Source organism: Novacetimonas sp. GS1 (assembly GCF_036686925.1).
Classification (GTDB): domain Bacteria; phylum Pseudomonadota; class Alphaproteobacteria; order Acetobacterales; family Acetobacteraceae; genus Novacetimonas; species Novacetimonas hansenii.
The window spans coordinates 2,771,154-2,784,351 of the sequence record NZ_VSZP01000001.1 but is presented as its reverse complement, the minus strand read 5'-3'; the positions used below and the strand labels follow the sequence as shown (position 1 = coordinate 2,784,351).

The following is a 13,198-nucleotide window of genomic DNA, read 5'->3' as shown; positions in this document are numbered from 1 at the left end:
CGCGGCGTTTTTTATCCTCGTCCAGCCGGACAATCTTCGGGTGGCGGACATATTCTGTCCATGGTTTCGCGACAGGATGGTTCTGGACGGGGCTTGGTTTCCAGAATTGAGGGCGTTGAATGGCGATAGCGGGTCTTGCGGCAATTCTGATGGCGATTGCCATGTTGCTGGTGGTCGTCAGTACCGTGCAGCCGATTGCCCGTCGTCTGGAACTGTCGGAAACGGTTCTGCTGGCTATCGTTGGCATTGTCATCGGTGGTGTGGCTGACCTTGTCCTGCGCAGTGCGCATCTGGAGATTTTCAGCGGGGCGGCGGAAACGCTGCTGGATTTCCCGCTTAACAGCGAAGCCTTCTTGCTGATTTTCCTGCCGATCCTCGTTTTTCAGGGCGCGCTGGGTATAGATGTGCGCCGCCTTGCGCATGAAACGGCCACGGTTCTGTTGTTGGCGGTGGTTGCGGTGGTGGTGTCCACCGCCACGATCGGCCTGGCGCTATATCCCTTTGCGGGCCTGCCGCTGGCGGTGTGTCTGCTCCTTGGTTCCATCGTGGCGACGACCGACCCGTCCGCCGTGGCCGGGATCTTTAAGGAAATCGGCGCGGCCAGCCGCCTGACCCGCCTGGTGGAGGGGGAGGCGTTGCTGAATGATGCGGCGGCGATCTCCATCTTTTCCATCCTGCTGGCCTCCATCACCGCGCATCACAAGATCATGCTGGGTGGTGCGGTGCTGGAATTCCTGGTGTCGTTTGCAGGCGCGCTGGTGATCGGGGTGGTTTTTGGCCGTCTGACACTGATGCTGATCGCAACCATCGGGGCCGCGCCTGCGGCGGAGATTACGTTGACGGTGGCGTTGCCGTACCTGTCCTATATCGTATGTGATGAATTCCTCGGCTTTTCCGGTGTGGTGGCCACGGCGGCATCGGGACTGACGATTTCCATCTATGGACCATCCACCTTCCGACCGCAGACGTGGCGGTTCCTTAATGAACTGTGGCAGCAGCTTGTGTTCTGGGCGGGGTCGCTGGTGTTTGTGCTGGCCTCCATGCTGGTGCCGCGCCTGCTGGCGGGAATGACGCGCTGGGATTGCGTGCTGATCCTGATTGCGACAGTGGCGGGACTGCTGGCCCGTGCCTCCGTCGTGTTCGGAATGCTGCCCATCCTTGCCGCCACGCGCCTGTCGCCACCTGTGCCGAATCCGTTCAAGGTCACGATGGTCTGGGGCGGGTTGCGTGGTGCGATCACACTTGCCCTCGCGCTGGCGGTGACGGAAAATGAGCATGTCTCCACCCAGATCGCGCATTTTATCGGCATTATCGCCACGGGATTTGTGCTGATTACCCTGTTCGTCAATGGCACGACGTTGCGTTATCTCGTGCTGTTCCTGAAGCTGGATCAACTGCCGCTGATTGATCAGGCGTTGCGCCACCAGATCCTTGCCATCGGGTTGGGCGAGGTGCGTGACCAGACACGCGAAGTGGCGGGGGAACTGGGCTTTTCACGCAATGTCACCAATTCGGTGGTGCAGTTCCTTGACCGGCGTGTCACGACGGAGCAGCAGGCGAACACGTTCGACACCGCGTTGGGCGACCGGCAGCGCGTGACGCTGGCGCTGATCGTGATTGGCAATCGTGAACGCTCCATCCTGCTTGACCTGTTTCGCATACAGGGCCTGTCGCGGCGTGTGATGGAAACATTGCTGCGTTCGGCCGAGGCGATGGTCGATGGCGCACGGCTGGAGGGGCGTTTTGGCTATGTCCGTGCGTTACGTCGCAGGCTGAGGCCGTCGCTACGTTTTCGTATCGCGCAGGCCATCCATCATCGGCTGCATTTTGACCTGCCGTTGATGTACTGCATGACCGAGCGGTTCGAGATGCTGATGATCGCGCATTTCGTCTCCCTCTCCCTGACGCGATTCATGCGTACCCGCATGGAACCGACCCTGGGTGTGCGTATCAGCGAAATCGTCGGCGAGGTGCTGGGACGGCAGTGCAAGCTGCTTGACGAGGCATTGCAGACACTGCGCCTGCATTACCATGGTTATTCCGAAGCGCTGGAAAACCGGATGCTGCGACAGGTTGCCCTGCGGCTGGAGGAAGAAAAATATGATTCCCTGCTTTCGGAATCCCTGCTGAGCGATGAATTGCATCGCGAACTGCACCGTGATGTGGAACAGCGGCGCGCGCATCTGGATTTCCGGCTGAAATTCAATATCAAGGCCGGGATCGAGAGTCGGATTCACGGTTTTGCCATCTTCACGGGGCTGCCGGCTGGGGTGTTGCACGACCTGTCGATGAAGATGTCGCTGCATTTCTCCTCTCCGGGGGAGCGTCTGTACAAGCGTGGCCAGAAAGTGCGCACCATCTATTTCATCAGCGCGGGGCTGGCGGAGACGCATTATGCCGAACGTGACGTGCGTTTCGGCGCGGGTGCGGTCATTGGTGCGGAAGAGGCATTGAGTGGCGCACGGGTCGCCGCGACCAGCCGGTCGTTGCAGTTCGGCCATTTCCTGACGATGAGTGCGCGGACCTTCCGTCGGCTTGTGGATGAATATCCTGTCGTGCGTGACAATCTGGCAAAGCTGGCGCAGGCCTGCGCGGATGGTGATCTGCCCGATGCCCGGCTGCTTCCGGGGGAGGGAAAGGACAAGCCGGGTGTGCCGCCCTCCTATGACGCGATCGAACTGGCGACCGCGCCGGTCACATCCGTCATGTCGGCGCATGAAGGGACAGAGCAGAAGCAAGGGGATTGAGCATCTGTCTGCCACCCAATAGTGACAAACGTGGCAGAATGGCGTCGGCATGCCGTAGGGCATGCAAAACAGAGATTGCAGATTTCCCCATCAGAGAGTGTTTGAAAACAAGCCATTGATAAAAAAGAAAAGTTTTTGGGTGCCGCCTTTTTCCCAAAAGGCGGCGTCGTCTGAAGCTTTTTGGGAAAAGCTTCACCAAAAAACCTTTATAATTTCAGGATGTTATCGGGCCTGACTTTTCAAACGGTCTCTATGCCTTCGCAGGGGGAAGTCCTGTTGGGGAAAGACGACACCAGAAACTTTTATGGCTTCAGGTGCGCGCCGTGCTTCCCCATACCCGGATCAGAACGACTGGAGCAGCCGGTCGAGATATTGCAGTTCTTCGGGTGGGCGGGTGCGGTCCGAATCCCGGCGGCGCAGTTCCTGTTCGATTTCACGTGCGCGTTCGCGGGCGGCCTTGTCCGGCACATGGGTATCGCTGTCCATGCCGGCATGGTCATCCCCGGTTTTACGTCCCAGCGGGTCGCGGGGTTCGTTGCCCGCATTGTCGGGTGTTTCCTCTTCGTCCGGCTGTCCCGGTTTCGATCCGCCTGATCCCTTGCTTCCGGCCAGGGAAGGCAGGAAAATCGTCATGCCCTTGCCCGATCCTCTGGTGGACTGACGCATCTGCTGCCCACCTTTTTGCAGGTCGGCCAGAACCTTGCGCTCCGCTGTTGCGGCATCAGTATCCTGACCTGCCGACAGGGCGGTGCGCACGGCCTTCATGTCCGATAACGCCTGTTTCAACGCGGGAACGTCCTTGCCGCTCAGGGTCTTGAACTCATTACGCAATTCATGCAGCGCACGCGCCAGCGCATGCTGGGTCGCGCGGTCGGCATGCTGTTGCACCTCATGTGCCTCCGGGGTCTGGCTTTCGGCGGCAGGTGGCTGCGTGGCTGCGGGGTTGGACTGACCCGGCGGGGTCAGGCCCAAATGCCGCAGCAGTTCTGGCGTGGACATGTTCGACAGGTCTTCCCCGTCGTTCATCGTGTCCATATCGGTCTGGCGTGCTGCCGCGCTGGCCGCATCCTGTTCGATTCGTTGCTGGGTATGATCCAGCAAGGTGGATTGCTGGTGGATCAGGTCACGCAGTGCTGCCTGCTGTTCGTGCATTTCCTGGCGCGCCTGGTACTGGCGTGCGGCCTGCATGATGTCCTGCGGCGTGGCATTGCGCATCTGGTTGGCCATGTCCTCCATCTGATGGAGCCGGTCGAGTGCATCGGCGGAACGTCCGTTTGCGGCGTCCTCCTGAAGCTGTTGCATCATACGCGACAGGTTCTGTTCCCCTGTCTGTGACATTTCCGGCATGGCGGGGATGGCGGAATGGTCACGCATCGCCTGCGTGATCAGGGCCTGCATCTTGCGCTGGATCGCATCCCTGAGCGCCTGCACGCGGCGTTGCAGTTCGGCCTGCTGCTGTGCCGAACGGGTGGGTTTCCCATCGGGTTCGCGCATATGTTCGATCTGCGCATCAAGGGCTTCTTCGGCCATCTGGATATCGAAATCGGCCTGGCTGTTCGCGATATCGTCGTGGCGGTCATGTTCGACATCCAGCGCCAGATACCATAAACGGCCCACAGCCTGATCGATCGCCTGTGTGGTATCGACTTCATGCAGGCTCAGCAGGTAGGACACGCTGCTCAGGGCGATCATCAGGCCGGGGCTATGGGTCATCGGCGCGGATGTCATGCCCAGCCCATGCAGTTCTTCGCCCGCGATGAAACGGCTTTCGCGACCAAGGGCGAGGCGCTTGCGGATATCAAGCAGCGCCTTGGCCATCGGGTTATGGAATGTGCGCGCGCCAAGGCGGAAATGTACCGGGGCAGAGGTCGCGCCCGTGCCGCTGTCGCTGGTGGCAAGCAGTGTGGCGACGACATCTTCCCCTGCCCAGGGATCTGATGACAGGTCGGGTGTTGCGACTGCTTCGGCCGTATGGGGGTGCCCATTCAGCGGGATCGGCACCGAAAGGACGCGCGGATGGGCGCTATGTTCGTCCCCCGTCAGGCGCATTTCCACACGCAGCGATGCAATGCCATAGGGTTGTGAAACCTTGTAGGGCAGGCGGGTGCGCCATTCCCCGTCCTTTGCGCCGGGGTTCGGGCCCCATGTGACGCTTGGTGCGGGGTTGGGGGTAACCTTCAGGTCCCATTGGCTCAACACGCGGCCACGTCCACGCAGGGTCAACGCGCCATCCGCCAGAAGCGGCGTTTCCACGGACCAGTTGGCAGGGTCCAGCGCATGGAATCCATGCGGGCCAAGACTTGTGCCTTTCGCGGTGGAACGCGCGCGCAACACCGGTTCCCCATGCAATCCCGTTACCGTCACACTCAGGACAGCGCCTGCGGGAATGGTGGCTGTGCCCTTGCGATCATCCAGAAAGACCGGCGCACCGGGGGCATAGGCAGGCATGGTGATCCATGCATGGATCTGTGGCCGTGGCGTATCCGCATCGTCCGTGCCGGGAATGAAGGCCGCACCGATTCGTCCCGGTGCCGCCCCCCCGGCCCACAGCAGCCCGAGGGCGAGCAGCGGGGCAAGCGCCAGAGTGGCCCACGATGTTTCACGCCCCACCGGCCACAGGCGTGGCCACCCAGCCTTCAACCGCCCGACCCGCGCACCGGTGCGTTGCAGGTGGATCCGCCACAGGGCTTCGGCTGCCCGGGTTGCGGCCGGATCGGTGGGAGAGGCGACAGGCGTGTCGAGCAGGGTTTGCAACGGGCGGTCCTGCAGGGCCGATGCCTGTTCAATGCGCCGGTCAAGGGTTGCGTCATCCGGTGCATGGCCCTGGCGGTAACGGCGGATGCCCCATGCGGCGCATCCCGCCCCCAGTGCCAGCAGTGCTGCGGCATGCACCCCGTCAGGCAGGTGTTGGGGAAGGCGCAGCAGGCCCAGAAGCGCCACGCCGCCAGCCACGTCCGCGATGGGGAGCATGATGGGCCACAGGCGTTCGACCCACAGGACGCGACGTGCCCGTGTCCGTGCCCGCGCAAGACGGGCGGGAAAGGAGGACATGCCCGATGCCGCCGCCGATGATGCCGGGGGCGCTGCGGGATCGCGTGCCGGCACGTCGGTCGGAATGTCGCGGGCCTGCGTCATTCTGCTCCGGCGGGATGGGTCAGGGGATCGGGGATGATATCGCCTTCCCACAGGGATTCGACCTTCTGGCGCGCGCGGATCACGTCCCACCGCGATCCGTCCACCAGAACCTGTGCGGCCATGGCGCGTGCATTGTATGTCGAACTCATGACCATGCCATATGCACCGGTATCGAGCAGCGCCACGCGCGCGCCGTCATGCAGGCGCGGCAGGGTGCGGTCATGTCCGAACGTATCGCCGCTTTCGCACACGGGGCCAACGACATGCACCTGTTCGGACGGGGCGACGGCATCGCGCGCCGACAGCGGGATGATGCCATGCCATGCGTCATACAGGCTGGGCCGTGCAAGGTCGTTCATTGCCGCGTCCAGCACGATGAAGGGCGGCATGCCGTCATATCCGCGCTTGCGCAGGACAACGGTGCTGAGGAGTACGCCCGCGGGTCCGGCCAGCCAGCGTCCGGGTTCGATCTCCAGCCGCGTGCCAAGATCGCCAAGTTCTATGCGGATGGCATGGGCCAGAGCCTCTGGCGCGCCTTCGGTTTCATGGCGGTAGGAAATGCCAAGGCCGCCGCCGCAGTCAATCACGTCCACCCCCAGCCCTCGCGCACGGATGGCGCGGACCAGATCGGCCACGCGGGCATAGGCCGCGCGATAGGGCTGCATCCGTTCGATCTGGCTGCCGATATGCACCGCGACACCTGCTGCATGGAGGCCCGGCAGGCTGGCCGCATGGGCATAGAGTTCGACCGCCCGGTCATAGGGAATGCCGAATTTGTTGCCCGCAAGTCCGGTCGTGATCTTGGCGTGGGTTCCGGCATCGACATCGGGGTTGATGCGCAGCGCCACCGGCGCGGTGCGCCCGCACGCCACGGCGACGGCCGACAGCAGGTCGAGTTCCTCCGCGCTTTCAACATTGATCCGGGCGATTCCGTGATGCAGCGCCAGTTCCATTTCCGCACGCGTTTTGCCCACGCCGGAAAAGACGATTTCACGTGCGGGGATACCGGCGGCGATGGCGCGGCGCAGTTCGCCGCCACTGACGACATCAGCCCCGGCCCCCTGTGCGTGCAGGATCTTCAGGATGGCAAGATGGTCGTTCGCCTTCACCGCGAAATGGATGTCCACATCCAGTCCGGCATCACGCATTGCCCGGTCCAGCCGGTGATAACGCGTGCGCAATGTCTGTGCGCCCATCACCCATGTGGGGGTGCCAAGCGCATCGGCAATTGCATTAAGCGGTACGTCCTCAAACACCAGCCCGTCGATGGCATGCATCGAAAGGGCAGGGCGCACGGCCAGCAGGTCCTGTAATGTCGGGTCCTGCCCCGGGTGGGTGGAAAATGTATCAGCCATCGCGACAGGATACCGGTTCACCCTGTACGTTCCAAGGTGCTTGTGACGTAATTCATGCTGTTGCATGCCACGATCAGGGGAATGGGAGATTGCAGGTCAATGTTCTGACAAAAAACAATAAAATTTGGGGATCTGCCTTATTCGTCAGGCAAGGGGGGCGTTCCTTGAAGCTTTTTGAAAAAAGCTTCATCAAAAAACTTTCTTGGATTTGCGCGGTGTTTCGTGGGCAGGTTTTTGACTGCGGTCACGAAATGCAGGGAAAGGCACCATGGAAGCAGTTGAGGCAGGGAACACGGAACATGAACGACGTCTGATCGGTGCCGCGGTCGCGGTGCGGGGCAATGCCCATGCGCCCTATTCAGGATTTGCGGTGGGGGCAGCGGTGGAGGATGGCAGTGGCCGTATCTTTGCCGGGTGTAACGTGGAAAATGCGGCCTATCCCGAAGGTACCTGTGCGGAGGCCGGGGCCATCGCCGCGATGGTGGCGGCGGGGGGGCGGGTGCTGCGTCGGGTGGTTGTATGCGGTGGCGGTGCGCAGCCATGCTTTCCCTGTGGGGGGTGCCGACAGAAAATACGCGAGTTCGCGGCGCATTCGCTCAGGATCGACATGGTCGATGCGCAGGGGAATGTGCTGGCACGCCGCACCCTTGGCGATCTTCTGCCCGATGGGTTTGGGCCAGAGCATCTGTAAGGGATGGTAGGATAACCACCTGATAAGAATTGGGAATTTTTAGGAAAGCTTTTCCTGGGTTTTGAAAGGCGCTGCCGTTTTCAAAAAAGGCAATGCCACAAAACTCCCATCACTCCTTGTCGGGGCGCTGTTTTCAAACCGTCTCGAATAGAGACGATTTGAAAAGTCAGTCTCAATAACATTCTGAAATTACAAAAGTTTTTGGTGAAGCTTTTTTTAAAAAGCTTCAGAAGACGCCGCCTTTTTGGAAAAAGGCGGCACCCAAAAACTTTTCTCGTTTTTTATCAATGATGTGTTTTCAAACAATCTCTTAACGGTCAGGCGCGGGATAGGTCCGGTTATAGGTGAAGTCCGACCGTGGGCCGGGAGGCTGGGGCGGGCCGATTCGCCCGCAGGCCCCCAGCACGCTGCCTGCCACCGAAAGCGCGATGATGCACGTCATGGCCCATGCCATGCGTGCCCGGCGGGAGTGTGCCCCGCGGGAGTATGCATGACGGGTGTTCATGCCTTTTTCCCTTCTTTTTCCGCCGCCAGCGCCTTTTGCCAGCGTCCGGCCTGTGCACGCACATTGTCAGGTGCAGTACCGCCAAGGCTGGTGCGTGACGCCAGTGATGCCTCCACCGTCAGTACGTCGAAGATATCGGCGGTTATGCCGGGTTCTTCGGCCTGCATCTCCTGCAACGTCAGTTGCGACAGGTCCACGCCACGTGCTTCCGCCTTGCCCACCAGGCGGCCGGTGACGTGGTGGGCGGTGCGGAATGGCAGCTTCAGCACCCGCACCAGCCAGTCGGCCAGATCGGTCGCGGTGGAAAAACCCGAACCGGCGCAGGCCCGCATCTGCTGTGCATTGACACTCAGGTCGCGCACCATGCCATCCATCGCCGCCAGGGACAGGGCAGCGGCGTCGGTTGCGGCAAAGACCGGTTCCTTGTCTTCCTGCATGTCCTTGGCATAGGCCAGCGGCAATCCCTTCATGACCGTCAGCAGCCCGACCAGCGCCCCCATGATGCGCCCGCCTTTCGCGCGGATCAGCTCGGCCGCGTCGGGATTGCGCTTTTGCGGCATGATGGACGAACCGGTGGTGAACGCATCGGACAGGCGGATGAAGGAAAATGGGGCCGAGCACCAGATGACGATTTCTTCCGCCAGGCGCGACAGGTGCATCGCCATGATCGACAGGGCGGAGAGATATTCCAGGGCGAAGTCGCGGTCGGACACGGAATCGAGCGAATTGGCCGTAGGGCGGTCGAACCCGAGCGCGCGCGCCGTCATTTCACGGTCGATGGGAAAGGACGTGCCCGCCAGTGCCGCCGATCCCAGCGGGGATTCATTAAGCCTGCGTCGCGCGTCCGACAGCCGCCCGCGATCGCGGCCCAGCATTTCGACGTAGGCCATCAGGTGGTGGCCGAATGTCACGGGCTGCGCGGTCTGCAGGTGGGTAAAGCCGGGCATGGGCGTTGCGGCATGTTCCATCGCGCGCGCGCACAATGTTTCGATCAGGGCAGTAACCTGTGCATCAAGTCCGTCGATGGCGTCGCGCACCCACAGGCGGAAATCGGTCGCGACCTGGTCATTGCGCGAACGCGCGGTATGCAGGCGCTTTCCCGCCTCGCCGATGCGCTCGGACAGTCGGGCCTCGATATTCATGTGGATATCTTCGAGCGCGGTGCTGAAATCAAAGGTACCGGCCGCGATCTCCGCGGCGATGTCCTTCAGCCCCTCGCGGATCCGGGCTTCGTCCGTGGGGGTGATGATGCCGGTTTTCGCCAGCATTGCCGCATGCGCAAGGGAGCCCGCGATATCCTGTCGCCACAATGCCTTGTCAAAACTGATGGAGGCATTGATGTCCTGCATGATGGCCGCAGGCCCCCCGGCGAAACGTCCGCCCCACTGGGCGTTTGCCTGATGCGTGTTGGTGGTGTTCTTTTCATTTGCAGACATGTCGTCGCGCCCCAGCCATCTTTAACGGACCCCGTAGATGCCGCGCCCTGGCGCGACCGACGCACCCTAATGACGGGGGGCGGCGCGTGCAATCGCGTCCTGAGGCGCCATCATGATGCAAAAGTGGCCCATGGCGTGAAAACAGATCGCCCGCGCCCCCTTTCGTTCAGGGCCGGTGGCCGGTAGGGTCTGCCAAAATGCAAGATCACGGACAGGAGTTGTCGGGACCGCCATGAATATGACGCGCCTTCTGGGGGACGAAGATCCGTCGCCGGTGGTTGAATTCGGCCCTTTCGCCACGGTGCAGGGGGAACGCGGGCCCGATTCGCCGTTCCTGTTCGTCAGCGATCATGCAGGTCGCGCGGTTCCACGGCGTCTGGGGACGCTGGGTGTCGCGGATGACGACTGGGATCGCCATATCGCATGGGATATCGGAATCGCCGGAATGGGGCGGGCGCTGGCCGAACGTCTGGGCAGCCTGCTGATCGAGCAGGCCTATTCCCGGCTGGTGATCGACTGCAATCGCGCGCCGGGGCACCCGACCTCCATCGTCCGTGAAAGTGACGGCACGCAGGTGCCGGGCAACCTTGACCTGACGGCCGAGGATGAAGGCGCACGGGTGGCGGAGATATTTCATCCCTATCACAACCGGATCGCAACCGAACTGTCGGCGCGGCATGGGGCGGGCATGCCGCTCATCCTCGTGGCGCTGCACAGTTTTACGCCGGAAATGAATGGGGTCAGCCGTCCATGGCATGCCGGTGTCCTGCATAACCGCAACCCGGCCTTTGGCCTGCGGGTGCGCGATGTCCTTGCCCGCGAAGATGGCCTCGTCATCGGCAGCAATGAACCCTATGCCCTGACGGATGTCAGTGATTACACCATTCCCACCCACGCAGAAGGGCGCGGCCTTGCCTATCTGGAACTTGAGGTGCGTCAGGACCTGATCGCAACGCCGCAGGGGCAGGATGAATGGGCGGCGCGCCTTGCGCGGATACTGCCACAGGCATGGGAAGGAATGGGGGCATGACGCAGGATTTCGATCCCCGCACTGATGCTGCCGGTGTTGATGATATCGAGGCGGGGGACATGGCGGCCATGCCCGCGCCGCGCCGGATCGGCGGGCATACGGCGCTTGCGGGGGTGATCGGCTGGCCGGTGGAACATTCACGTTCGCCGCTGATGCATAATTTCTGGCTGGCGCAGTACGGGATCGACGGGGCGTATGTGCCCCTGCCGGTCCGTCCCGGCGCGTTTGACGTTGCGGTGCATGGCTTGCGCGCTGCGGGGTTCCGTGGGGCGAATGTCACGATCCCGCACAAGGAAGCGGCCTTTCGCATCGTCGACCGGCTGGATCGTTCGGCACGGCGGTCGGGTTCGGTCAATACGCTGGTTTTCGCACCCGACGGGGCCATCGAAGGGTTTTCGACCGATGGTGACGGCTTTGTCGCCAATGTGGAGGCGCATGGCATTGTGGTGAAGGGCGGCCGGGCGCTTCTGCTTGGCGCCGGGGGGGCGGCACGGGCCATTGCCGCCAGCCTGCTTGACCGTGGGGTCGCATTGACCATCGCCAACCGTACCCTCGCACGGGCGCACGAACTTGCTGATGCCATGCGCGCGGACGCCGATGCGGGGACGATGGTCGATGTTGCGCCGTGGGATGCGCTCGATACGGTGTTGCCGGGGTGCGACATGCTGGTGAATACAACGTCGCTGGGGATGGATGGCGGCCCGGCAGGTGGCCTGCCGGTCGATCTGGCGCGGGCGGCGTCCAGATTGGTGGTGTGTGACATCGTCTATGTCCCACGGCAGACGGTGTTGCTGCATGATGCGGCGGCGCGTGGCCTGCGTTACGTGGACGGCCTGGGCATGCTGATCCATCAGGCGCGGCTGGGCTTTCGTAAATGGTTCGGCACGGACCCCGTCATCGGGCCGGAGGTGGAGGCACTGCTTGATGCCGACCTTCGGGGGGAGCGGCGCTGACGCGGCCTGGCGATATGCGTGGGCATCGGACCCGATCCGGCGGGATGAGCATTATCGGGCTGACCGGTGGCATCGGGATGGGCAAGACCACGGTGGGCGCGATGTTGCGCAGGCTGGGCGCGTGGATATTTGATGCGGATGCCGTCGTGCATCGCCTGCAGGCGCCTGGCGGCCGGGCGCTGCCCGCGATCGGGCGGCTTGTCCCTGATGCCGTGCGTGATGGCAGGCTGGATCGCGTTGCCCTGCGGCGTGCCGTGGTGGCTGATCCCGCATTGTTCAGGGCGCTGGAGGCGATCATTCATCCGATGGTGTTCGATGAATGCCGCAGGTTCCTGCGCGCCGCGCACCGCGCCCATAGCCCGATGGTGGTGCTGGATATCCCGTTGCTGTACGAGGCGGGAATGGACCGGTTGTGTGACCGGGTGATCGCCGTCAGCGCGCCATGCGCGGTACAGCGCGCGCGCGTGCTGGCGCGTGGTCACATGACCCCCGCGCAGGTGGACGCCATCATCGCGCGGCAGATGGATGACCGGCAACGCCGGGCGCGGGCCGATCATGTGATTTACACGGGGCTGTCGCGCGCGCTGACATGGCGGCAGGTCCATGCGGTGGTGGCGCTGGTGCGCCGTGAACAAGAAAGGGGCCGGAGATGAAGCGTTCCATCCTGTTTGATACCGAAACCACCGGGCTTGACCCGCTGAACGGTGATCGCGTGATCGAGATTGCGGCCCTCGAACTGATCGGCGACCTGCCAAGTGGCCGCAGTTTCCGCGTGCTGATCGACCCCGAACGCGATGTGCCGGAGGAGGCGTCGCGCGTGCATGGCTTTACCCGCGCGGATCTGGAGGGGCAGCCGAAATTTGCGCAGATTGCGGACGAATTCCTGGCGTTCATTGGTGATGACGAACTGATCGCCCATAATGCGGCCTTCGATTTTGGGTTCCTCAACGCCGAATTCAGGCGCGCCGGGCTGCCGGAACTGGCGATGACGCGTATGGTCGATACGTTGCAGATTGCGCGGGCACGCTTTCCGGGAATGCCCAACAGCCTTGATGCGCTGTGCCGTCGCTTTTCCATCGACCTTTCGGCCCGCACGACCCATAACGCCCTGCTCGACTGCAAGCTGCTGGCAGAGGTTTATATCGAACTCAGCGGCGGCAGGCAGCGTGGCCTCGGCCTGTCGGTGGAGGAAGGGGGCACGCCAAGTGCCGCCTATGACTATACCCGTCCCGCAGGCCATGCCGTGGTGCGTGTTGTCCCTGATGCGGCGGAAATCGCGGCCCATGGGCGGTTTGTCGATGAAATATCGGACCCATTATGGCGGGCTTGAAGTTTTTTTTACCTAT

Annotated in this window: 10 protein-coding genes; 6 read left to right on the top strand and 4 right to left on the bottom strand. The window is 62.5% G+C overall.

The features are described from left to right. Window positions 1-119 precede the first annotated feature (119 nt). Entirely contained in the window at window positions 120-2,747 is a 2,628-nt protein-coding gene (locus FYB92_RS12220; RefSeq protein WP_332828751.1) for a cation:proton antiporter, read from the top strand. Between the two features lie 342 nt (window positions 2,748-3,089). Here FYB92_RS12220 and FYB92_RS12215 read toward each other — a convergent pair whose 3' ends face one another. Continuing rightward, window positions 3,090-5,882: a DUF4175 domain-containing protein gene (locus tag FYB92_RS12215; RefSeq protein ID WP_332828750.1), complete on the bottom strand. Its 2,793-nt coding sequence runs from the start codon at window positions 5,880-5,882 to the stop codon at window positions 3,090-3,092. Next, window positions 5,879-7,237: a diaminopimelate decarboxylase gene (gene lysA / locus FYB92_RS12210; protein ID WP_075624167.1), complete on the bottom strand. Its 1,359-nt coding sequence runs from the start codon at window positions 7,235-7,237 to the stop codon at window positions 5,879-5,881. The genes FYB92_RS12215 and lysA overlap by 4 nt, the downstream gene beginning before the upstream one ends. A gap of 268 nt (window positions 7,238-7,505) precedes the next feature. Here lysA and FYB92_RS12205 point away from each other — a divergent pair, with 268 nt between their 5' ends. Continuing rightward, window positions 7,506-7,928 carry a cytidine deaminase gene (locus FYB92_RS12205; protein WP_075594941.1) on the top strand — a complete coding sequence of 141 codons (423 nt, stop codon included), beginning with the start codon at window positions 7,506-7,508 and terminating at the stop codon, window positions 7,926-7,928. Between the two features lie 310 nt (window positions 7,929-8,238). On the opposite strand, the gene FYB92_RS12200 is transcribed toward FYB92_RS12205, so the two are convergent. Together FYB92_RS12200 and argH are read right to left on the bottom strand one after the other, a co-directional pair. Next, window positions 8,239-8,433 carry a hypothetical protein gene (locus tag FYB92_RS12200; RefSeq protein WP_003618417.1) on the bottom strand — a complete coding sequence of 65 codons (195 nt, stop codon included), beginning with the start codon at window positions 8,431-8,433 and terminating at the stop codon, window positions 8,239-8,241. Further along, a complete protein-coding gene (gene argH, locus FYB92_RS12195) occupies window positions 8,430-9,869 on the bottom strand; it encodes an argininosuccinate lyase (protein WP_075632085.1) in 1,440 nt (479 codons plus the stop codon). The genes FYB92_RS12200 and argH overlap by 4 nt, the downstream gene beginning before the upstream one ends. Before the next feature lie 232 nt (window positions 9,870-10,101). On the opposite strand from argH, the gene FYB92_RS12190 reads away from it, so the two are divergent. The 4 genes from FYB92_RS12190 to dnaQ all read left to right on the top strand — a co-directional run bounded on the left by FYB92_RS12190 (window position 10,102) and on the right by dnaQ (window position 13,182). Continuing rightward, entirely contained in the window at window positions 10,102-10,899 is a 798-nt protein-coding gene (locus tag FYB92_RS12190) for an N-formylglutamate amidohydrolase (RefSeq protein WP_332828749.1), read from the top strand. A 68-nt stretch (window positions 10,900-10,967) separates the two neighbouring features. Beyond that, window positions 10,968-11,852: a shikimate dehydrogenase gene (locus tag FYB92_RS12185; RefSeq protein ID WP_075632127.1), complete on the top strand. Its 885-nt coding sequence runs from the start codon at window positions 10,968-10,970 to the stop codon at window positions 11,850-11,852. A gap of 44 nt (window positions 11,853-11,896) precedes the next feature. Then, window positions 11,897-12,505 (top strand): dephospho-CoA kinase, encoded by a 609-nt coding sequence (gene coaE, locus FYB92_RS12180; RefSeq protein WP_075632083.1) that lies wholly within the window; start codon window positions 11,897-11,899, stop codon window positions 12,503-12,505. Continuing rightward, window positions 12,502-13,182 (top strand): DNA polymerase III subunit epsilon, encoded by a 681-nt coding sequence (gene dnaQ, locus FYB92_RS12175; RefSeq protein WP_075632082.1) that lies wholly within the window; start codon window positions 12,502-12,504, stop codon window positions 13,180-13,182. The genes coaE and dnaQ overlap by 4 nt, the downstream gene beginning before the upstream one ends. Window positions 13,183-13,198 lie beyond the last annotated feature (16 nt).